Here is a 22585-nt window from a genome sequence, read left to right as displayed (position 1 = left end):
CCAAGACCCTTTAATGTTATAATATAACAATTCTACAAAAATACCTATGCCTGTTCGAAACATGCTTAGGCTTCATGTTAATATTTAATAAATTATTTTCGAGGTTTTAGCATGAGCTCATGTTCACATGGACATCATGACACATTGCACGGCGTACATGACCATCATAACGTTGAAGCACGTCTTGCTGAAGCAGAAAGCTTATGTATTGCCTCGGGTGCACGTCTTACTCCTTTACGTAAACAGGTGCTGGAGCTGATTCTGAAAGCTTCCAGCCCGATGGGGGCCTATGACCTGCTGGCTAAAATGAAAAGTAATACTGACCGGCCGGCTGCTCCACCTACTGTTTACCGTACGCTAGAGTTTCTGCTGGAAAAAGGCCTTATTCACCGTTTGACTTCGATTAATGCCTATATTCCCTGTTGTCATCCAAGAGAAGGCCATCAGGCGGCTTTTCTGATCTGTACGCGCTGTCACATTGTTAAAGAGGCATCGGCACAAGGCTTGATGCAGCAGCTGGAGCAGCTGGCAGCTTCTGATCATTTTAATGCGCACCACAGTATTATCGAGATTTCAGGATTATGTCAGCAGTGCAACACCACGGCCTAAGCTCTCCCCTGCCCCTGGTTTCTCTTGAAGATATCAGTGTAAGGCTTGATGAGCTGGATATTCTTAAGCAGATTAATTTTACGCTCCATGAACGGGAGATTGTGACCCTGATCGGTCCAAACGGTGCTGGCAAGTCTACCCTGATTAAGATATTGCTAGGCATTATGCAGCCGAGTACTGGTCATGTCCGCACGGCTAAAACGCTAAAGATGTCGTATGTGCCACAAAAATTTAACCCATCACATAGCTTGCCATTGCGCGTCAAAGACTTGCTGGCATTAGAAAACTGCTCCCAGCAGATCAAATCAGAAATCATCCGAGATACGGGTATCAGCAAGTTAGAGTTATCTAAAGTGCAACAACTTTCCGGAGGTGAACGGCAACGGGTATTACTGGCACGTGCATTACTGCGCCAGCCAGATATCCTGGTTCTGGATGAACCCATGCAAGGGCTTGACATTCAGTCTGAGGCCGAACTGTATGCCTATGTACGGAGCCTGCCGGAACGTTATGGCTGTGCCGTATTAATGGTTTCTCATGACTTGCAGTGGGTCATGCAAGGCACGCATCGTGTGGTTTGCCTCAACAAGCATATCTGTTGTAGCGGCCTGCCAGAGAATGTTCAGCAACATCCTGAATACCAAGCAATCTTTGGAACCCAACGTGTATTTTACCAGCATCATCATGACCACTGTGCGCATGGCGACCATGCTGAACCCTGTCAGCATGATGCCCGTCCACATATCCACCCTGAACCGGAAGTTTAAGTAATGATGGAATGGCTACAACTTCTGCTTCCTGCCTGGATTATGGGTACCCTGCTGGTCTTTCTGACCGCTCCACTTGGCTGTCTGATGCTGTGGCGACGGATGTCATTTTTTGCCGACACCATGGCGCATGGCACTTTGCTTGGCGTTGCCGTTGCAGGTGCACTTAGCTTACCACTATGGATGGGTGTTACTTTACTGGCCTTATTACTGGTGGCAGTGTTATGGGTATTGCATGATCCGCGCTTGCCGAGTGATGCTTTACTGGCACTGTGTTCAGCGACCCTGCTCTGTTCTGGCCTGTTGTTTATCCAGCACTTGCCCAGTTTAAGGCCTGAACTGCTCAGTTATCTGTTCGGTGACCTGCTCACAATCAGCTGGAATGACTTACCTACATTTGCTGCGGTTATTCTGCTGGGACTCGCCGTGCTTTATAAATCATGGCAAGCCCAGATCCGTACTGCAATTGATCCGGATATTGCAGCCAGCGAAGGCATCCATAACCAATGGCAGCGCCTGATTTTCATGTTACTGCTGGCGCTGTTTACAGTTCTGGCATTGCGTGCCGTAGGTTCTTTACTAATGGGAGCATTACTGGTCATACCTGCGCTGACGGCACGTCTGCTTGCACATTCACCCAGACAGATGGTGATCTGGGCATTTGTGATGGCACAGATTGGAATAACGGTAGGACTATGGTCAAGTGCTGGTCTAGACATTTCGACCGGCTTAAGTATTGTACTTACTATGGCAATTTTATTTATCCTGATTTTTACTGTACAGAAGATCAGAACAAGTATTTCATAAGGCTTAAAGCCTGTATAAAATTTTGTGGGGTTTTTAATGACTGCTCAATCGGTAATCCTTCCCTTACCTTCTGACCATGCACGTTTTATCAGTTTACGTTTAAAAGATTTGTCAGTGGCTGAGCTTAAAAAGCACATCGCGCTACTGCATAGTACACGAGACCGCTTGATTACCCAGCACCCTGCTGCACAGATTAAAGCGGCCGTTGCTTTCGGTCCAGAAATATGGCTCCAGCTTTATAAAGAAATGCCTTCTGGTTTTAAACAGCTTGCTCCTCAGCAGGGTACTTTTCAGATGCCGGTGGTACCTGCCGATGTATTCATTCATATTGCCAGCGCACGTGCTGACATCTGTTTTGCCTTGAGCCAGGCATTTTTTGAGGGAATCAAAGATAAGGTTGAGGTGCTGGATGAGCGGGTATGTTTTCGCTACTTTGATGGGCGTGATATTACCGGCTTTATTGACGGTACTGAAAACCCACAATTTAATGATGACCGTGCAGAGGTTGCGCTTCTGCCTGAAGACAGTGGTGTCTTTGCAGATGGATCGTTTATTTTCGCCCAGCGTTATGCACATGACCTGGAAAAATGGAAACGTTTAAAAGTAGATACTCAAGAGCAGATCATGGGCCGTACCAAACTTGAGTCTATTGAACTGGATAATGAGGTAAAACCTGAGAATGCGCATATAGCACGTACCGTGGTAGAAGATGAAAATGGTGAGGAAATGGAGATTCTTCGTCATAGTCTCCCATATGGTGATGGGAAAGGTGATCAGGGTCTTTTCTTTATTGCTTATACTAAAGACCTTAACATTATCGATCTCATGCTGAACCGTATGTTTGGAACCAGTGGTGATGGTATTCATGACCGTTTATTACATTTTGTTACTCCACTTGATGGGGCATATTACTTTGCGCCTAGCGCAGAATTACTTGAAGTGATATTAGAGAGTTAAAAAACTGAAGGGTATATTTTTAAAGCTCTAGAGTATTTTAGAGCTTTCTTACATTTTAATAAAATTAAATTAAAAATTATTAGTCTTAAATCTAAAGTTTTGGTTAATAACTTAACTTAAAAAATATAAAAGCTATTAGCCTTATATTTATATAAAAAAGGATAATTAAATCAGTTTACCTGCTTAAAGTAAACTTTTTCTCCTTCGGAACATACTCCATAAAAAACTCCATAAGATTCATCTTTTACAGAAGGATTATTTAAATAGCTATTGCATTCTAAAATCAAATCTCCAGCATTTTTCTTAAATACTATTTTTTGCTTTTGATAATATGGAGCACCTGTATAATTATCAGCTAAATAATAGATTCCTAACTTAAAATTCTTTGATTCAGCCTGTTTAGTTGCATATCCATTCTTTATAAAATCAATCCCACCCAAGGCCAAGTTAATTTTATCAATATTTAAACTCAACTCATTATTATTATTTTTATCTACTTTAGCTTCTGCCCATCCAACTTGGACATCTTCACTATAAATATTTTTATAATATAAGGTAAAATTACCATTATTATCTTTTATATAAAACTCATCACGTGCAGGATCAAGTCTTTTAAAAAGATAATTATTCACTTTTTTTGTGGGTATAAAATGCTTACACTTCCCTGAATTTTTACAGATTTGATATGAAAAATAAAGTTTTGTATTACTTGACTTAGGCTGACCTGCCTCAGTTGTAACTGCATACATTAAACTAATTAAAAATAAAAAAAAGACTCTAATCATTATTGCATAATCTCTATATATATTTTTTTAAACAATACATTACTTTAATTAAAGTCTAAAAAATTCTTCATTTTAAATTTTCTGAGAATCAAAAATATAAAAAATAGATAGCTTTAAAAGTTTCTATAATTAATACTTTTTACATTAAAATTCGACTAGTAGAAATATAATATTAATTTATTTTAATATAAGCACTTTTAGTATTAAAGTATCTATATCTTTAAGTAAAATTTTTATCTATCATAAATATTATTAATTTTCTCTATACTTATTCCTTACATCCAACAAACCCTTACTATATATTTCTTTATTTTCAGTACATGATGCTTGTAAATCCATATCTAGATAAGTATAACGATGTAATAGCTTTTCTTCATTATTAAGCCCTCCCCAAATATTAAAATGTGAACCTTCTTTTGTAAAATATTCAGTTATAATGTTAGGGATTCCATTCCCTATCATATCAATCCTTCTAACTTTATTATTTTTATATAGAATCTAATCCTTATTTAATTCAAAGCCATAGCCTCAAACTAAATCCTTACTTCTTTTATTAATATTATAAAAATAGTTAGGCTCATCTGTAACAATAGTTAATTTTGAAACACAATCAGAATCATCATTTTTCAATACTGGTGCCACGACATCATATTTAATTTTTTCATTATCTTTATAAATAATTACAATATCTTTATTAAGAGGTTTTTCACTTATAATACCTCCTTCACCAGGATCTAATAATAAATAAATTTTATTATCTAGTTTTTCCTTAATATCCTTACTAATCTTCAATTTCTCTACTGTAGGTAGACTTTCTTGTGACTTCTCTTCTATTTTTCGCGGTTTAATAGGTTTAGTATGAGTAGTATCACTCAAATATTTAGTATCACAAGCACTTAGGCCAATAAGCACATACCTATTAATATTTTATAAATCACTTTTACTACCTTTGCATGATTAATGATATATATCTTTATTATTATATTAAATCTATATCCTGAAATTAAAAATACCACCTAAATTTACATAATTATAAAAATATTCATGTTATTTATAATTCTGGAATTTCTTTAAAATAAATTTTTTCCTTATCAGAACAAACACTATAGAACATACCTGAATAATTATTCTTCGGATCTAGGTCTTGCATATAGTTTTTACAATCAAGTAAAAGCTGCTTATTTTTCTTTATAAAAGTTAATTTTTGATATTGTCTAAAAGAATAGCCATCATAGAAGTCATTAATTTTATACATATCTCTTCTATAGTTTTTCGAGGGAACATAATTAGAGTTATCACCATTGCCTATAATATTATAGTTTCCTAAAGTTTGAAATATATTATTAGTTTCTATAATAAGATTATTTTCATTATTTGCAACTATTTTCATTTGTGCCCATCCCATTTCAACACCTTCTGAAAATATATTTTTATAGATAATGTAATATTTATTATCTTTTATTTTTATATAAAATTCATCTACAGGAGGCTTATAAGCAAACAATGCATAACTATTTTGATATTTTATGTAATTAAATTCACTACAAACATTTTTTAAAGTGCATTTCTTATATGAATAATAAACTGTATTAGCTGTATTAGCTGTATTAGCTGTATTAGCTGTATTAGCTGTATTAGCTGTATTAGCTGTATTAGCTGTATTAGCTGTATTAGCTGTATTGAAACATCCAGAAACTAACAAAACTAGTATTAATAATAAAGTATTTTTCATTAGGTTATCTCTATATGCATCGCACCTTCTCCAGGCTCATCGCCAGAAATGAAGCCACTAATGATACCACTGTTAAGCTTAGCAATATTTTTTAGTTATATATTAAATATTTTTATATTTAACAATACAACTAATTAATTATTCTATATAAAATAATATTATAAGAAAAACTTTATATTTAAAAACAAGATATCAACTAAAGATATCCTGTTTTATTAAAAAATTAATTTAAGATTAATTTATTACCATTAAAATATACATTCTGACTACTATCTATTTTAAATGATTTAACTTCACCTAATGCCTTAGTTTTAAATAGATCATCTAAAAAATAGGATAAATATATATTTTCTTGCTCACTATCACCCTCACTATATTTTAAAACATATAAAATCTTACTACCAGCAGAAGCATTAATATAGGTTGTATCAAATCCTCTTTCATTTACAAGAAATCGAAGTTCACTATTTTTATCATTATTTGATATTTCTTTTAACCTATCATTTGTGAGTGTATTTTCTTTACACTTCACTCCATTACACATAAATTTTTTCTTTTCAAATGTAATGGGAAAATTGCTATTTTTATATTTTATATTTTTTTGTTTCTGTACTTTTTTAAAAAAATCTTTATCATTTGGATTGAATGTATAACATTCATTCTCAACATTTATATTATTATCTTGATACGAAAATGTTGTACCTGATAGACAAATTTGATTATTATTTTGACTAAATTTAATACGAGGAGGCTCATTTATGATCTCTTCTAATCTATTATTAACAAAATAACCAACAGATTGTCCTAATGGATATACTCTTTTCGTTGTTGGATCTAATACGACAAAGTATTTAACTTTTCTAGGTGCACCTTTTCCAGTATCTCTTTCTTTATCAATTACTAAAGCAACTTTATTTTGGGCAAAGTTTACTTTTTTTCTCAATGAATTATTATAAAGCTTTAAATAATTATCTGAACAAAAATCAATAAAACTATGGTCAAAGTTACACTTTAAAACTTTATCTTTTGTAACAAAATCATTAGAAACGTTCTTCTTATCACTTTCAAAATTTTGATTATTTTCTTTAGAAAATCCACAATTTGATACTAACAAACCAATAGAAAATATTATTACTGTTTCCAAAAATTTCACTTCAAACTTCCTATTAGTTTAAACCAATTACTATCAATTTTTTATTTTTTAAATAATACACCCCAACTTAGAGGAGGTATATCACATATTTTTATTTTAAATTTTTCTTTAATAATTTTTCATACTCATCTTTATAACTAATTATCCCGGAGCTATCAATTGAGTAATAATAACCTATTTTTTCTATTTCTAGTTTTGGCTTAATTTTAATCAAATAAAATTCTGATTTAGCCTCTTCATCTGTATCTACATATTTTTCAGCTATAGAGTAAACTATATCATTACCTTTAGATATAAATCTAAAATTATCTACATTAAGATCTTTTATTTTACCATCTGACAAAAACCTCCCTTCAACTGGGAGTTCTTTTAAAATTTTAGTTGATTTATAAGAATAATCTTTTATATCACTTATTTTTTTGCATTCTTTTTCAGATTTATTTTCTCTACATTCTGAATAAAAATTTGATGATATAGGATATTTAATTACTCTAATATTTTTCTCTATTTTATTGATTTCTTTGGCGACTGACGGACTACTTGATATTACTAAACCAATAGAAAATATCATTACTTTTTTCAAACATTTCATTTCAAATTCCTTATTATTTTAAACCCATTACCATTAATTTTTTATTTTAAAAGATATATCCCAACTTGGATAGGGTATATTACACTATTCTTATTTTAAATTTTTCTTTAATAGCTTTTCATTCTCATTTTTATAACTAATCACTCCAGAGCTATCAATTGAGTAATAATCACCTATTTTCACTACCACCAGCTCAGGTTTTATTTTTATCAGATAAAATTCAGAACTAGATTCTTCATCTGTATCAATATACTTTTCGGCAATAGAATAAAAACTATCTTTAATTTTAGGAAGGAACCTAAATGTATCTGCATTTAATGATTTTACTTTTGAGTCGTTTAATAAAACCACCAAATCAGGAGATATTTTTTGTAATTCAGATAACGTATAAGGTCTATTATTATATTTTTCAATTTGTTCACATTTTTTCACTGGATTTTTCTCAGTACACTTAGAGTAAAAATCGGAAGAAATTGGTAAGTTAAGTTTCTTTATCTCATTATTGGAACTAAAGTTATCATATTTTTTTGTTTCTTTTCCCAACTCATCTCTTGATTTAAAATTAAAATCCCCATTATTATATACATAGCACGTTTTTACTGCCCTATAAGAATTCTGATATTGGTTAAAGTTACCATTTAAACAAAATAAATTATTATTTGATGAAAATTCTACAGGCTTAATATTTGACATCACACTCAATGAAGCTGGAAATGTAAAAACCTTAAGACTTTCTAAATCGATAACAGCAAAATATAAATAGTTTTTTTCTTTAAAACTCATTAAAAACTTATTTTTATCAAAATTTGATACTTTATTTTTTAAAATATTATTATAATCTTTTAATCTTTCTTTGGTACAAAAATCTACTTCATCAAAATCAATTGAACAGCTTTTGACATCGATTTTATTTATATCTTTTGCTACAGACGTATTACTTGAACATCCTAAAATTGATAAAATTATAAGCACAGTTAAGCTTACAGATGTATTTTTCATTTTTAAATAGATCCTTTATACATGAGGTTTTTTTTAAAACTAAACCTTCAAACCCAAATTCTTTTGATATTATAAAATAACATTCCAGCAACTTTTCAGATTCAAGCTTTTAAAATATTATCTATATATAAAATAAATTACTTAACAAATCTACCCTCTTCATTTAATCTCAGCTTGTGATTTTGGCCAGATTCTTTATAAAAAACTTCATAGTTTTGGTTAATTAAAATATTTTTAGAAACATCCAATGTAATACTCTTAACTAAGCCAAACTTATTAACCGTCATAAGATTTATTTCTGGGCTTTCATTTTCACTTATAGAAGGCGAAGCAATTAATAACACACCATTATTTGTTTCTGGAAAAATAACTGAATCACCATAACTTGGATTAATAAAATTATAAACCTTAATAAGATTAGTACTATTAATTAAATTTATTTGACTACAACTATTTTTTTCTTCTAATAAAATACAGTTAATATGATTATTAGAATTATAAGGAAGTGGTGTTATATAAAAACCATCATTATTTTTCAAATTTTTCGGTCTTTCAATATTTTTCTTTGAGTGACTTAAATTACCTAATCTGCTTTTATATTCTTGATTATAACAAGATTCACGAGCTACAGCAGGACCTTCACCTAAACCATAATTTAAGTGACCTTCACACTTATTAGAAACTTCTTTCTCCCATTTTTTTACATCTTTTTCTCTATTATTCCCTTTATTAATCAATTCATTTTTTAGAAATTCATTATTTTTTAAAATACAGTTTAGATTTTGATTTATATTATCAGATTGACACTTGTTTTCTGAAGCATTTATACATAAAGATGTTAAACCACTTAGACTTACTAAATATAAAATATATATCTTTTTTGAAAAAAATCATATTAAATTCCTTTAAAAATCAAATACAAATATTATATTCGAACTTATTCAGATTTTTATTTAAAAATTTAGCCACTAATTAGGATAACCTTTGGTATCTCAGCTTGAGAATAAATTATATAATAATCTTGAGCATTCTCTTTAGATAATTCACAAATTAGTACTATCAAACCAATAGAAAATTTTATTTAAAATTTTCTATTGACTCATATTAATCATTTATAGATTTTTATTCTATTAAAAATATACACCCTAATTTTGATAAGGTATACTAATCTAATTTTAAGTTAATCTTATTTTAAATTTTTCCTTAATAATTTTCCTTTCTTATCCTTATAGACTCTATGCTATCAATTGAGTAATAACCACCTATTTTTCTATTTCTATTTTTTACTTAAGGTTATCAGGTAAAATTCTGATTTAACCTCTTAATTTATATATATATTTCTTAGCTATAGAATATACCACATTATTATTCTTCGATATAAATCTAGAATTTTCTAAATTAGGATATTTCACCTTGCTATTATCCACCCTGAACAGGAAATTCTTCTAAAATTTTCATTTTTGATAAGAATAGTCTTGTATATTACTTGTTTTTCTGTATTTTTTTCAGATTTTTCTACGTGCTCAATAAAAATCTGAGAATATAGGTTGTTTAATCACCCTAATATTTTTTTTATTTTGTAAATATATTTTGCTATAGCTGTATTACTTGAGCATCCTAAAATTTATACAAGTATAATTAAGTTAGTAGATAAATTTTCATTATTACTAACTTTATTGCAATTTATGAATACAGAGCCTAGCTGTTAAATAATCTCTAAAGGTTAAATTATTTAATTTGCTTTTCAGCTGCTAAAATACCTGTAGTTTCGCAACCTATAGTTGACGAAATACATTTTAGATTAACATTTAGAGTAATCTTAAATGGGGAAGTTTTTCCATCTTTATAATTTTTAACATTTGCAAAATAGGTATATTGTCTTTTCTTAGCATCATATGTTACCTGATCACCCATGAGTAGATCTGTTTTCTCATTACCATCTTCACTGTCAGAGAGTATTACTGGTATTTCGGTAAAATTATTATCTTTTATATTATATAAAAAAGCAGAGACTTTATTTCTTTTAAAAGGAACTCTAACATAGTTAATAGTACTTAACTCTCTAATTCTAAAAGCTAAAATAGCTTTATCATGATACAGTAAAGATAAGTCAACATTAGACTCCAAAGGCACTGCTGTCCTTAAAATATTATATATATTTTTACCATTTAATATTTGGATACCATATTTTTTTAACGTATAGTTAATATTTTTTTTTGTCTTATTAATATCACCAAAATCTCTCAACATAATCTTCAAAGTAGGATTAATGGCAGAATATTTATTATATGTTCCTATATACTCTACAGGTGAGTTAACTTGAGTGGCATCTTGTAAATAGTCGTCCCAAAGGGAGTTTTCTTTGGCATTGCAAATATTAAAAGAAACACCATAAGCAATTATCATTGCTAGTAATTTTATAGATTTCATAATAACCTCAAAATCAAAATGGTAAATTTGCATTTATAAACGGTATAGGATCAATCCTCCCATCCAATCCAATTCCTAATACAGGAGCACTCCTAGCTTCAAAATGAAGGTGAGCGCCATTAGGAATTGTTGTCATTCCCTTTGCATTGCCTGTTGCACCAGTCTTCCCTATTATATCTCCAGTCTCTACTACAGGATCTTCTAAATTCACATTAATATCTGACAAATGTGCGTAAAAGAAGTAGATATATTGTTTTTTTGCAAGCTTGCTTTGAGCATATTTTTTTTGTTTTTCAGCTAGATCATTGAGGTCAACTTTTAAGACAATAACTTTACCATATGCACCACCAGAATCTTGAGCAACAACAATTACTCCACCACATACAGCGTATATTTGTGTGCCGGGATTAGCCTGTAAATCAACACCCTGATGATTCTTGGTTCCATTATTTCTCACTTTACCAAAGGTAGCTCCTTTAGCATTTGCTAATCCTGCTATTCTTAATTTACATTTTAGTAAAGGATCATGCCATCCCTCATCCCCGCCAACAGTCTTTCCATCGTTTTTAACTTGAGATTTATTGCTTTCACTCTCTGGTACTGATTGTTGAGTATTAGTAGTTTTTGAAGTTACTTTTTGATCTTTAGGAATAGGTGCTGGTATTGACTGTCCATTTAATAGCTTAATAGTTTCTTCCATGCTTAAGTTTATTTTAGAGGTCTTACTCATATCAACAACATAATTATAAATGTCAATATGCCCGTCAATATAATTTCTTAGCCACGCTCCATAAGCCGCTTTTGCATCTCCTTTATACCTTTTTAAGAATTCTTCAGCCTGTTTAGCACCATTTTTACCAAATTGAATAAACAATAGTTTCTTAGCCCGCTCGGGGCTTAGAGTATTTAAGACGAAATTTTTTCCTCCTGAAGCTCCCTCATGGTGTAATAAGTAAGCAAATTTTGCCATTGAACTTGGCTCAGTTAAATTCTGATAAGGAAGACCAGAAGATTTAAAATTACTAACAGCATACGCAGCAGCAGCATCAATTGCCATTTCTGCATTAAACCTCAAATTTAATTTTTGCTCTTTAGTTAATTTTGGATTATTTTTTACATATTGCCCAACTAACGAACTGCTATCATTGCACATAGCGAGCCATGTGCCATCTAAGAATTGAGTTAACCCTGCAGCAGAACTAGAATTCGCTTTACTATTAATATTCCACTCCCCTGTTCTTTTTATTTTTGCCGCTTCAGCATCAATAACAGCTGCTAATGAATGTGCGGTAAAACCATGTCGCTTAGCAGCGCTCACAATATAAGCTCTATATTTATTATTAACTGGCTTTAGTAAAAAATTATCTTCTGTAAATTGTGTAGCAATTATGTGTGTACTATTACCAGCATCAGTTCGTTTCTGCTCCTGTCTTTCTTCAGGTAATTGATTTCTTTCTTTAGATGGTACTCTTTGGAGCTGATGAGGATTTTTTGTACTCGATAGACTTTCAAACGTTGAAGAGACTCCATCGACTATAGGCTTTCCCACCCTTTTTAAATTATTTTTAATTTCAGATATAGTCTCGTTAAGTAAGCCTTCTTTTACATAATGTGATCCTTCAACTTTAATTTTTCTTGAAGTTAATTTTAAGACTTTTCGCCCCAAAGGAAGCATTTTATGGTCAGCAATTAAATCAAAGCTGCCATTTATATTTTTGAAGAATACTTTTAGCCCTTTAGAATGGTCTTCTATTCCTATATCATCAAAAATACCATTAATCGTATTTTTTACTACCCTTTTTCCATCAAATTCTAGTTGAATTGTAGCCTTTAATATTGGTTTAAAAGAAAGATCCATTAAGACTATTTTTAATTGGGTTTCAAATTTATGGCTAATACCAGAGTCTTCTTTTAAATGAATTTTTTGTCCTACTTTTAAGCTATGAATCATTCTGCCTGATAATGAGTTAATTCTCGCAAGCTCTTTTACTGTAATATGATGTTTTTTTGAGATTCCCCAAAGAGTATCACCAGATTTAACTATATAAACTTTTGACATATAGAATTACCTATTGTTCTAAATCTTTTTTTTCAGCTTGTAAACCATGTTCACCAATTTCAAATTCATCGTCATTTTCTTCTTCGTATTTATCCTCATCGTCAAAGATACTTGACCATTCATCAAAACCAATCAATGCTTCGTATCGTTTTGATTCTTCTTGCACTGATAAGTTGCTTTTCCCTATTGAATCCGTTACCCCTTCCCAAATAATTTCTTTCTTATCTGGTTCATACATCTGTATTTTTGCATTTCCTATCCCCGTACCTGCTAAACTTGAAAATAAGAAATCAACAGCATATAGCCCTATTTTTGGTAATTCAGGTACCTCATATGAAACTTTAGCTCCACCAGTAAATAAATGCTGCCCAGCCTTACTCTCAAACTTACCGCCTGTGGTTGAAAACACACCGTTGGCATTGATCTTCAGCTGAGAGCCACCTGCTGTCAGGACAATCTCTTTAGGACTGGTGATTTCAATCTTTTCCTCAGTAGAAATCAGTTTAATGACCTTCTTGGCAATCGCCTCAATCGCATCGTCTTGTGCTTGTAGCTCGAGCTTCCCTTTTGCTGCATAAGCGCGGAGCCCATTTTGTGCAGCAAACAGGCTGATTTTGTCCTGTGCATGTCCAATAATATTCTTCTGCGCACTCAGGTTAATTGAACCACTGGCACTCTCGGCAATATCCTGAGAGGCCTGCAAAACAATATTTTCAGGTGTCGTTAAAGCAATACCATTTGGTGAAGCTAATAACATCAATGCCTGTCTAAAAATTTTGCCCTGCTCTTGCTGTTTAGTGTCGGGACTACTTTCTAAACCTTGGGTATAGCCTTCCATAAAGCCTTGTAACGAACTCAATGCTTTAGAAGGAGTGATTTGCAGCTTGCTACCTTTACTAAAGGTTCCACATACGCTCATTAGGTCAAAGTCTTTCATATCTACATTTGCCAAGACTTTTCCCACTTCTTTAATACTTTCAAATGGGTTCTGCTGAATCTGGTCTTTAATACTGGCAAGCTTGCCTTTTACAATATCAGCACCATGCTCCTCAACATTTTCAATAAACTCTTTTAAGTTCTCCACTGCATCTTTAGCATCAGTAAAAAATGTATTGAATTCATCTATAACCCCTTTTACATCACCGCCTAAAGAACCTATTTCTTCAATAAACCCGCCACAATCTTTTAGTGCATGGATTGGATCATTGTTCATGCTTTCTTTAAATAAGTTGAGTGTACTGTTTAACGCCTGCCCTGTAGTTTTTAGTTCAAGCGACTGGATAAGTTTTGGTAAGCGGTTAATCACATTTAATGCATCAGTCTGCTGTTTGGTAGCAATTTCGCTTAGCATCTTCATGCTTTCATAGCCTTCCGACAGTAAAGACTGGGCTTGTGTAGCTTCCAGATGGTCAGCTATGGCTTGTTCCTGTGGATAGGTACTGATTAGCATTCCTTTACCAGCACGTAATGCTCCCCAAGCATCGGTTCTAAGTTCAAAACCTTCACCTCGGCTATTGCTAACCGCTTTGTCTTTAGGATGACTAAGATTTCCCAAATTCAGTTGTGTCGCTGCATGGCTACTTTGTAGCTGGGTACTAATCTGACCCGTGGTATCGTCAAATCGTAGTTGGTTAAAACCACTACCATTAACTTCCTGACTACGAATACCACTAAGTTTTTTGGTATCAGGTAGTTGCCCCTTAATATCGAAACGGGTCGGATAACGCTCTGCCTCATGAATACGCCCTATAATAAATGGGCGATCTACATTGCCGTCAAAAAAATCGATCACCACCAATTCACCAATGCGAGGTAAAAAGCGGGCCCCATATCCCTCTCCCGCCCATGGTGTGAGTACATCTACCCAGGCTGAGTCAGTATCATTATTATTACTGCCGGCTCCTCCATCATGGCTATGGTCATCTACCCTAGTAAACAGAAACCGGACTTTAATACGGCCCCACTGGTCTACATGAATACTTTCGCCTTCTGGCCCGACGACACGAGCACGTTGTGGATAGGCAGGTGGACGATGGACCAGCGGCTGGTATTCAGGAACAACTTTTACCTGACGGCGTATCAGGACCAGTTCATTGGCCTGTCGCTCATCGTTTGAAGATAACCAGTCTTTAATACTGATCAAGAGGTCAATCTGGCTTTGTATATCTTTAGGTAAATTGTTCTGGTTATAAAAGGTTTTTTCATAAATCAGGAACTGTTTGTCAGCTCCAGTATGCTGGTCAATTTCAGGATGCCCATTTAACTCAAACCAGTAACCGATCTGTGCATCCCGTACACTACTGCTTGCCTTAAAATATTTAGCCTGACTATCTTGGTACTGGTTAAAGATAGAATTCAGCTTCTCTACCTGTGCTGAACCTGAAACGGTTGACTGGTCTGCACCATTCAGGTCACCAATCCATGCTGGACTGGTTGACCAGGCCTGTTCAAGACTCAGACTTTCATTGGTATATTGTTCGCTGTGCTGATGTGTACTTAGTACCGAACCGTTCCCTTCATCCTGACTTAAACTATCTGCCTGCCAGCGTTGTACATGGGTAGCCGTTGACTGAAGATTACGGTAGGCCGTCAGATTGGTGATACTGTCAAAACGCTCAGTCGCATGACTACGATGAAAATTTATCAGGCCACGTTTAAGCGCTGTATAATGCACGTTGTCATCAATCAAACGTAATTTCTGTGGCTGAATTTCCTGTAACGGGTGTGCAACCAGATAGCTTTGCTCATCGACCAGCCAGTTAATGCCCTCGCTACGCCACAAACGGGTTATAAACTCATAATCAGTCTCGTTGGCCTGCATTACAAAAGGGCGTACGTCATAGTTTTGGGACAGACCACTTAAATCCAGACTCAAACTAGCTGTAAATAATGGACTTTTGGCTTGCCATTCCTTGAATAGAATTTCACTGATTTCAGGCACACTCTTATTCATAAACACCCGACTGTTGCGACGTTTATGCCAGAGAACAGTGCCATCTTCCAAGACAAGTTTATAAACGCTGAGCGCTCCATCACTTTGACCTTGACTGGCTTGGGTAATGATGCCCGAATTGCGGCTGAGTTGCCCGGTATCAGTCACTTGGTCAACTGCTACCTGACAACCAATAAATTGCTTTAACGGAAGATGTGCATTGGTTGAGAGGCAAATTAATTCTATCTTTAAACCATGATTGATACGATGCTGCCCATCAATACGTTGCAGAAAAACCTGCTGGTTAAGTTCAGGAAGAGAAAACTGGACATGCAGGGCCCGTTTTAATGCGCCTAGCCCCATCTGCTCAAAAAGAGAATAAATATTCTTCAGCATGGTTGCCTTCTTTTTAATTATTGATGTTATAAATTGGGCGCATTTTAATGCAAGATCGTTGTAATCGTCCAGCTTTGGGGTTAAAGTCTTTTTTATTGAATAATAAAAAAGGAGCCAAAGCTCCTTGAATTTACTTAAAGTTAAAAAGGAATTCGTTTATAGCGACGATATTCTGGTTTCCAGAAGTTCTCTTCAATACACTTCTGTAAGAGCTCATCATTAATGAGAGGAGCAACTTCAGCTTCCATAGCTGCTTTCGCAACTTTAAAAGCAATGATTTTAGAGACCTTTTGAATCTCATCAATACTCGGCAATAAGTCTGCCTCTGGATCAATTAACATAGGTGAACAATCTGCCAAGGCATTACTCGAAGCCATAAGCATGCTATCTGTAATCCGGGTGGCGCCACAGGCAATTACACCTAAACCAATACCTGGAAAAATATATGAGTTATTACACTGGGAAATCTCATAAATTTTGCCATGATAATTGACCGGTGCAAACGGGCTACCGGTTGCAATTAAAGCTTTCCCCTCCGTCCACTGGATAATATCGGCGGGTACAGCCTCAACCTGAGAAGTCGGATTAGAAAGTGGCATTACAATTGGACGTTCACAATGCGCATGCATAGTTTTAATAATTTCTTCAGTAAATAGTCCGGGCTGCCCAGATACTCCAATCAATACACTTGGCTGAGCATTTCTGACTACATCCAGTAGAGAGATAACTTCACCCATATCAGCCCAGTCGGCAATGACATCTGCACGCTGCGCCAGTTTACGCTGGAAATCCCGCAGGTTTGGCTGGTTTTCAGTAATCAGGCCAAAACGGTCGACCATATAAACACGTGCTCGTGCTTCGATATCAGTTAAACCTTCCGCAACCATTTGTGCCACAATCTGCTCAGCAATACCGCAACCGGCTGAGCCTGCACCCAGGAATGCCACAACCTGATCTTTAAGCTGCTTGCCAGCAGCACGGCTGGCTGCTATCAGGCTTCCTACCGATACTGCTGCAGTTCCTTGAATATCGTCATTAAAACAGCAGATTTTGTTGCGATAAGTCTGCAATATTGGCATTGCATTATTCTGGGCAAAATCTTCAAACTGAATTAAGGCTTTTGGCCAGCGGCGTTTAATGGCATTAATCACCTGATCAATAAAAGCATAATACTCATCACCAGTAATACGTGGCTGTCGCCATCCCATATAAATCGGGTCATTTAAGAGTTGCTGGTTATTGGTTCCCACATCAATGGTAATAGGCAAGGTATAAGCCGGGCTGATTCCGCCACATGCGGTATATAAAGAGAGCTTGCCAATAGGAATCCCCATTCCGCCAATACCCTGATCTCCTAAGCCCAGAATACGTTCGCCATCTGTAATAACGATAACTTTTACATTCTTTTTGCTGACATTCTGCAAGATGTCATCAATATGTTCACGGTCCGGATAAGAAATAAAAATTCCTCGGTGTCGACGATATATGTCAGAAAAACGCTGACAGGCCTCACCCACTGTCGGTGTATAAATTATCGGCATCATCTCACTTAGATGATTCTCGATCAGGTGGTAAAACAAGGTTTCATTAGTGTCTTGGATATTTCGTAAATAAATATGCTTATTGATTGCATCATTAAAAGAAGAGTACTGTTGATAGGAGCGCTGGCTCTGCTCTTCGATACTTTCAATAATATGCGGAATTAAACCGTGCAGATTAAATGTACTGCGTTCTTCTTCGGTAAAGGCAGAACCTTTGTTTAATAGCGGGAGTTCTAATAGGGTGTAGCCAGCATAAGGAATATATAATGGATGCTTGCTTTGCTCTGTGGTCATTTATCTCATACCTATAGACTTGGTCCAGATTGACTAAAATGTAAGGATCTGTCCAGTCTTCAACTTTCATTCACTTGATTTAACCCTTAGCTTAAGCGTTTTTTATATAAAATGGGTATTTCGAACAGTGATACTGATATTGAGAGTATTTACATAGAGAATAAGAAAGTTGTCGAAGACTGGATCTGGTTTTATATTGTCCTGAACAGGATTCTGATGAAACTTTATTTTGTTATACTTCTGTGCTATTTAACTCTCTGAAAATAATAGTGACTAATAATAAAGCTCTACTTTTTGATTTTATTGATGATTAGTGTTTTTCTGGCTGCAGATGGCAACTATTGAGCCATTTCAAAAATAAGGGAAGATTTAAGCTCTGTTTTGATCATAAAAGAATTATTAAATTTTGCCCCAAAGGCATAAGAGATATTCATAAAATTACTCTCAATCCATTGGGGCAGCTCAGTGACACATTCTGAAGAATCCAGCAGGTTTATATAAAAAAGAGAAAGTTTAAATTCATCAAAACAAACCTGAGCAAAATTATATTTTATCTTTTGAGTTCAATGGTCAGATAGCTTATCAAAAGCTGGTTTTCTATTTGTATGAGCAGCAGTGAATAAGTCTAGACTAATAAACTAGAGACTAGACAGATCCGGCTCTTCTCTTACCCGACAATAAAAACTGCCAATCCCTTTGCGCTTTATCATCTTCCAGAAGCGGAATATGTTCAAACAAAAGTCCAAAATAATAAAAATTAATAAAGTCTACTATTCCCGCAACTTTTATACCTTTCATCTTAACCACGCTGAACTGCTAGAAAAACCACTGACCGCACGGAATTAATTAACGCTGAGGTGGAGATGGCGGGGTCATATCAACTAACAGGCCGGCTATACGGCGTACCAGTGGCAATAGGATCAGTACCGCTGGAAATGCAGCCAGCCAAGATAACATCCAGGCACTAAACCAGAGATGAAAGAAATTTTCGACCCAACCTAAACTGCGTAAAAGATTGATCATGGAAATTATTCCACTCATCAGGCAGGATAAAATAAGAGGTATTATCCAGGCAGCGCATGCTGCCGGTAGCTTCGGGATACTGCCGATAATGGTCGCACGCGTTTGGTTCATGGCATAACTCTAGGTTTTTAATATGAATTTATAAAATATTTTCCAGATTTCTTGAGGAAAATAAGCAGCATTATAGCATTTCCTGTAATGAAACGGCCAAAGCGCTTTTAATCCCTGTAAATGCACTCCCCCAAGCTGCTGGAAATTTGTTATATTTGCTCTCTTTCCGCGATACTTATTTTTCGACTGATTATGAATACGGCAATACAAGCAGCTCTTGATCATGCAGTACAATCCCTTCAGAACCAAGGGGTATTCCCCACTGAGTGGACCAACAGCAGTAGCCTGACCCGAACCAAAGACCGCAGTCATGGCGATTTCGCATCTAATATTGCCATGATCGGGGCAAAAGCTGCTGGTATGAAGCCGCGTGATCTGGCTGAAAAAATTCTGGCGAACCTGCCTGAAGTGGCTGACATTAGCAAAGCTGAAATTGCTGGTCCGGGCTTTATCAATTTCTTTTTAAATGCTGACCAGCGTTTTGCGGTACTCGACCAGATTCAGGCTCAAAAAGACCAATATGGTCGCACGCAGGTTAATGCTGCGAAAAAAATTCAGGTTGAGTTTGTCTCTGCCAATCCGACATCTAGCCTGCATGTAGGTCATGGCCGTGGTGCTGCTTACGGCATGACCGTCGCTACTTTGCTTGAGGCGACAGGTGCAAAGGTTGATCGCGAATATTATGTCAATGATGCTGGCCGTCAAATGGATATTCTGGCGACCTCTACTTACCTGCGTTATCTTGAACTATTAGGACAAGATTTAGTTTTTCCTAAAAATGCCTACCAAGGTGACTATGTCAAGGAAATCGCACAGGGCATTATCGACCTGAAAGGTGAAGCTTATGTACACCCAGTCGCTGATGTCTATAAAGATGTTCCGGAAGATGTTCAATATGCTGCTGAGCCAGACAGTGAAGGTAATAAAGTCGTTCTCTCTGGTGATAAAGAAAAGCATATTGATGGCCTGATTTTTAATGCCCAGCACTTACTGGGTGAAGGTTATCGAGTGTTTCACCAGGCAGCGCTTAAAGCCATTCTAGATGATATTAAAGATGATCTGGGCGAGTTCGGTGTAACGTTTAATGAATGGTTTAGTGAAGCTTCGCTCACTGAAAAAATTGATGAAGCCCTACAAACCTTGGATCAACGCGGCTTTTTATATGAAAAAGATGGCAATATCTGGTTTAAATCAACCGAATTTGGTGATGAAAAAGACCGTGTGGTAAAACGCCGTAATGGCCAGACCACTTATTTTGCCTCGGATATTGCCTATCATCTGAATAAACTGCAACGCGGTTATACTGACCTGATTGATATCTGGGGTTCAGATCACCATGGCTATATCTCGCGGGTAAAAGCTGCAATTGAGGCAATGGGTTATGACTCAAAGAAACTGACTGTTTTACTGGTACAGTTTGTGAGTTTATGGCGTAGTGGTGAAATGGTTCAGATGTCTTCGCGTTCCGGACAGTTTGTAACCTTGCGTGACCTGCGTAAAGAAGTTGGCAATGACGCAGCGCGTTTTTATTATGTAATGCGTAAATCTGAACAGCATATTGACTTTGACCTTGACCTCGCAGTCTCGCAAAGTAAAGATAATGCCGTATATTATATCCAGTATGCGCATGCACGTATCTGCCGTATGCTAGAAAAAGCCGCGAGTAATGGTATTGTTTTGAATGTCTCTACAGCACGTAGCCATGCACCGCGCCTGGAACTTGATGCAGAAACTGAACTGCTGGCCAAGCTGGCGGCTTACCCGGATATTGTGATTCGTGCAGCCAATGTTTATGAGCCGCATCAGGTCGGTAACTACCTGAAGGAATTGGCAGCGCTTTTCCACGGTTGGTATAATGAACACAAAGTACTTGGTAATGATGCTGAACTGACTCAGGCCCGTCTACTACTTTCTGTAAATGTTCAGCAAGTACTTCGTAATGGCCTGGAACTGCTCGGTGTGTCTGCACCGACTACCATGTAAAATAACAAGAGAGGTTTCCACGTGTTTGGAAAAACGCAACGCGGTGTATCTGAACGGTCAACCAAGCCAAAGCAGCCCCTGATTCCGAAATGGTTGGGGACGCTGGTCGCTATACTGGCTGTACTCTGCCTGGCAGTTATATTGATGCTCTGGAAACCGTGGGAACCGGTTAAACCGAAAAACCAGATTACCTCCGAGCACTACCAGGAAGAAACCAACAAGGATTACCGTTTCTATGACTTGCTGCCACAACAGCAGGTTACACCAATCCCTGAACAGGCTATTCCTGAGACCACTAAAGATACTGCACCTGTAGTAATCGTAGAAGCACCTGAACCAGTACAACCTGCCACGCCGGCAGATGCAGTACCAGCAGATGGTAGCCTAGATGTGACTGAAGCGCCTGTACCACGTCAGCCATCGTTTATTTTACAGGTACGCAGTTTTCCAGATCCTGACAGTGCTGATGCACGCCGTGCTGAAATTATCCTGAATGGTCTTTCTGCTGATGTCATCAAAACCACTGAAAATGGCCAAACCTGGTATCGGGTCATTTCTGGGCCGTATGACTCACAGGAAGCTGCTGTCATTGCACAGCAGACTTTACAACATAGTGGTATTGATTCAATTGTGGTAAAACGTTAGACCTGAAAAAATAGAAAAGGATGCGGCCGCATCCTTTTTTATTTATACCTGATAAATAATAAATACCGTTATACTTGAGCCTGTTCCGGGTCCCGTGCCTTAGCCTGCTGATAAGCGGGACGCACATGAATTCGGGCTAAATATTTCTGTATATTGGGATAATGTCCTTGTAGACGTGTTGCCATCGCTTCAAGCGGAAAACTCATCTGGATATCGGCAAAACTGAATTGGCCCGCGACATACTCATGCTGGCCCAGATACTGCTCTAGAAAAGCAATATGATCTTTCAAGCGTGGCTGAACAAATCCGGCCCGGATACCATCCGTAATCTTATTGGCAAGCGGACGAATCAGAAAAGGGACCCGCTCTCCTACTTTTGAAATCACCAGTTGAAACACCAGTAAAGGCATCAGTGAACCTTCGGCATAATGCATCCAGTAAATATAATCACGCAGAGCAGCAGGATCGGTTGGCTTAAAATGTGATTCTTGATCATACTGGCTTTGCAGGTATTCCAGGATTGCACCAGACTCAGCCAGTACATGACCGTCATCTGTTAAGATAGGGGCTTTACCCAATGGATGAATGGCCTTTAAACTATCTGGGCCGGTATAATCTGGCTGACGGCGATAAAATTCAATCTGATAATCTAGACCTAACTCTTCTAGAGCCCAAAGAATACGGAACGAACGGGATTGTTCCAGATGGTGTAGAGTTAGCATGGTTTTATTCCTGAGTTTATTGTGTTTATAAAAATTAAATTATCAAAA

At 36.0% G+C, this 22585-nt stretch carries 19 protein-coding genes and 1 pseudogene; 6 read left to right on the top strand and 14 right to left on the bottom strand.

Annotated features, from left to right (window positions below; all coding sequences use genetic code 11):
• The first annotated feature begins 111 nt into the window (after positions 1-111).
• The 4 genes from B3X18_RS05640 to B3X18_RS05625 are packed head-to-tail and all read left to right on the top strand — an operon-like array spanning position 112 to position 3140.
• Positions 112-609 carry a transcriptional repressor gene (locus B3X18_RS05640; protein ID WP_005017294.1) on the top strand — a complete coding sequence of 166 codons (498 nt, stop codon included), beginning with the start codon at positions 112-114 and terminating at the stop codon, positions 607-609.
• Complete coding sequence (znuC, locus tag B3X18_RS05635; protein ID WP_034428710.1) at positions 582-1376, top strand: zinc ABC transporter ATP-binding protein ZnuC; 795 nt, start codon at positions 582-584, stop codon at positions 1374-1376. Before B3X18_RS05640 ends, znuC begins: the two co-directional genes overlap by 28 nt.
• 3 nt (positions 1377-1379) lie before the next feature.
• On the top strand, positions 1380-2183 hold the full coding sequence (gene znuB / locus B3X18_RS05630; RefSeq protein ID WP_034671128.1) for a zinc ABC transporter permease subunit ZnuB: 804 nt from the start codon (positions 1380-1382) through the stop codon (positions 2181-2183).
• A 36-nt stretch (positions 2184-2219) separates the two neighbouring features.
• The gene (locus B3X18_RS05625; RefSeq protein WP_005023675.1) at positions 2220-3140 is read left to right on the top strand and encodes a Dyp-type peroxidase; all 921 of its coding nucleotides are present in this window, start codon (positions 2220-2222) and stop codon (positions 3138-3140) included.
• 170 nt (positions 3141-3310) lie between these two features.
• On the opposite strand, the gene B3X18_RS05620 is transcribed toward B3X18_RS05625, so the two are convergent.
• The 13 genes and pseudogenes from B3X18_RS05620 to B3X18_RS05560 all read right to left on the bottom strand — a co-directional run bounded on the left by B3X18_RS05620 (position 3311) and on the right by B3X18_RS05560 (position 19187).
• The gene (locus tag B3X18_RS05620) at positions 3311-3925 is read right to left on the bottom strand and encodes a hypothetical protein (RefSeq protein WP_034671123.1); all 615 of its coding nucleotides are present in this window, start codon (positions 3923-3925) and stop codon (positions 3311-3313) included.
• A 252-nt stretch (positions 3926-4177) separates the two neighbouring features.
• Positions 4178-4863, bottom strand: a pseudogene (locus tag B3X18_RS05615) (hypothetical protein).
• A 113-nt stretch (positions 4864-4976) separates the two neighbouring features.
• Complete coding sequence (locus B3X18_RS05610) at positions 4977-5657, bottom strand: hypothetical protein (RefSeq protein ID WP_034681006.1); 681 nt, start codon at positions 5655-5657, stop codon at positions 4977-4979.
• A 223-nt stretch (positions 5658-5880) separates the two neighbouring features.
• Positions 5881-6810 (bottom strand): hypothetical protein, encoded by a 930-nt coding sequence (locus tag B3X18_RS05605; RefSeq protein ID WP_034671118.1) that lies wholly within the window; start codon positions 6808-6810, stop codon positions 5881-5883.
• 91 nt (positions 6811-6901) lie between these two features.
• Positions 6902-7402, bottom strand: coding sequence for a hypothetical protein (locus B3X18_RS05600; protein ID WP_034671115.1), 501 nt, complete (start codon positions 7400-7402; stop codon positions 6902-6904).
• 90 nt (positions 7403-7492) lie between these two features.
• A complete protein-coding gene (locus tag B3X18_RS05595) occupies positions 7493-8401 on the bottom strand; it encodes a hypothetical protein (protein WP_034671113.1) in 909 nt (302 codons plus the stop codon).
• A gap of 137 nt (positions 8402-8538) precedes the next feature.
• On the bottom strand, positions 8539-9138 hold the full coding sequence (locus tag B3X18_RS05590) for a hypothetical protein (protein ID WP_228155584.1): 600 nt from the start codon (positions 9136-9138) through the stop codon (positions 8539-8541).
• A gap of 991 nt (positions 9139-10129) precedes the next feature.
• Complete coding sequence (locus B3X18_RS05585; protein WP_005023686.1) at positions 10130-10831, bottom strand: hypothetical protein; 702 nt, start codon at positions 10829-10831, stop codon at positions 10130-10132.
• A 13-nt stretch (positions 10832-10844) separates the two neighbouring features.
• The gene (locus B3X18_RS05580; protein ID WP_017401285.1) at positions 10845-12890 is read right to left on the bottom strand and encodes a peptidoglycan DD-metalloendopeptidase family protein; all 2046 of its coding nucleotides are present in this window, start codon (positions 12888-12890) and stop codon (positions 10845-10847) included.
• A 10-nt stretch (positions 12891-12900) separates the two neighbouring features.
• The gene (locus B3X18_RS05575; RefSeq protein ID WP_005023690.1) at positions 12901-16218 is read right to left on the bottom strand and encodes a type VI secretion system Vgr family protein; all 3318 of its coding nucleotides are present in this window, start codon (positions 16216-16218) and stop codon (positions 12901-12903) included.
• A 140-nt stretch (positions 16219-16358) separates the two neighbouring features.
• Positions 16359-18053: an NAD-dependent malic enzyme gene (locus B3X18_RS05570; protein ID WP_005023691.1), complete on the bottom strand. Its 1695-nt coding sequence runs from the start codon at positions 18051-18053 to the stop codon at positions 16359-16361.
• A 645-nt stretch (positions 18054-18698) separates the two neighbouring features.
• Positions 18699-18860, bottom strand: a complete 162-nt coding sequence (locus B3X18_RS05565) for a hypothetical protein (RefSeq protein WP_010700325.1) — start codon at positions 18858-18860, stop codon at positions 18699-18701.
• A gap of 39 nt (positions 18861-18899) precedes the next feature.
• The gene (locus B3X18_RS05560; protein ID WP_005017339.1) at positions 18900-19187 is read right to left on the bottom strand and encodes a DUF2798 domain-containing protein; all 288 of its coding nucleotides are present in this window, start codon (positions 19185-19187) and stop codon (positions 18900-18902) included.
• Between the two features lie 192 nt (positions 19188-19379).
• Here B3X18_RS05560 and argS point away from each other — a divergent pair, with 192 nt between their 5' ends.
• Entirely contained in the window at positions 19380-21170 is a 1791-nt protein-coding gene (gene argS / locus B3X18_RS05555; protein ID WP_005405335.1) for an arginine--tRNA ligase, read from the top strand.
• A 21-nt stretch (positions 21171-21191) separates the two neighbouring features.
• Positions 21192-21815 carry an SPOR domain-containing protein gene (locus B3X18_RS05550; RefSeq protein WP_005017344.1) on the top strand — a complete coding sequence of 208 codons (624 nt, stop codon included), beginning with the start codon at positions 21192-21194 and terminating at the stop codon, positions 21813-21815.
• A 68-nt stretch (positions 21816-21883) separates the two neighbouring features.
• On the opposite strand, the gene B3X18_RS05545 is transcribed toward B3X18_RS05550, so the two are convergent.
• Complete coding sequence (locus tag B3X18_RS05545; RefSeq protein ID WP_005405336.1) at positions 21884-22537, bottom strand: glutathione S-transferase; 654 nt, start codon at positions 22535-22537, stop codon at positions 21884-21886.
• Positions 22538-22585 lie beyond the last annotated feature (48 nt).

It is taken from the genome of Acinetobacter sp. UBA6571, from assembly GCF_002434085.1.
Lineage (GTDB): Bacteria > Pseudomonadota > Gammaproteobacteria > Pseudomonadales > Moraxellaceae > Acinetobacter > Acinetobacter radioresistens.
Note: the sequence above shows the minus strand (reverse complement) of the source record. Positions and strands in the feature narration are given on the sequence as shown.